This is a genomic window from Acinetobacter sp. GQ146 (assembly GCF_059758585.1).
Genome location: NZ_JCAXDV010000023.1, coordinates 1 through 825, shown reverse-complemented (window position 1 = coordinate 825; position 825 = coordinate 1). Strand labels below are relative to the sequence as shown.

Here is an 825-nt window from a genome sequence, read left to right as displayed (position 1 = left end):
TTTCCCCTCTTTCTTAAAGAGGGGTTAGGGGAGATTAATTATCCTTGTGTCGCATCCACCAACGGAGCACCGGTCATGGCCTGCAATTCGGCAAAGCTTAAACCGTCGACTTTCTCCAGCACTTTTAAGCCTTCAGGCGTGACATCAATCACACATAGGTCGGTATAAATACGGTCAACACACTTTTGTCCTGTGGCAGGGTAAGTCAGTTCAGCCACAATCTTCGGTTCACCGTTTTTAGTGACATGATCAGTGGTGATAAACACTTTTTTAGCACCGACCGCCAAATCCATGGCACCGCCGACAGAAGGAATCGCATCTGGTGCACCAGTATGCCAGTTGGCCAAATCACCATTGGCTGCGACTTGAAACGCGCCAAGAACCGCAATATCCAAATGCCCACCACGCATCATGGCAAAGGAATCACCATGATGGAAAAAGGCTCCGCCTTGCAGCATGGTCACATATTCTTTACCGGCATTGATCAGCTCAGGATCTTCTTCACCTGCGGCTGGTGGTGGACCAAAGGCCAATAACCCATTTTCAGAATGCAGGAAGATCTCTTTGTCACTGGGTAAGTAGCTGGCAATCTTGGTCGGTAAGCCAATGCCTAAATTGACATAAGCCCCATCGGGAATATCTTGTGCCACACGTTCCGCAATCTGGTTACGGCTGAGTTTTTGATAGCTCATGAAAGTCTCCTACTTACACAGCAACAGGTTCAGGTTGCACCTGCACCACATGTTGAACGAAGATACCTGGGGTGATGATGTGTTCAGGGTCTAAAGCACCCAGTTCCACCACTTCAGAGACTTGCGCAATGGT

At 48.7% G+C, this 825-nt stretch carries 2 protein-coding genes; both read right to left on the bottom strand.

Translation table 11 applies throughout. From position 1 onward, the window contains the following. Window positions 1-38: 38 nt before the first annotated feature. Window positions 39-692 (bottom strand): 3-oxoacid CoA-transferase subunit B, encoded by a 654-nt coding sequence (locus AC6CHI_RS16105; protein WP_498122501.1) that lies wholly within the window; start codon window positions 690-692, stop codon window positions 39-41. A gap of 13 nt (window positions 693-705) precedes the next feature. Further along, window positions 706-825, bottom strand: a 120-nt coding sequence (locus AC6CHI_RS16100; RefSeq protein ID WP_498122502.1) for a CoA-transferase, incomplete at its 5' end; no start/stop codon positions are given.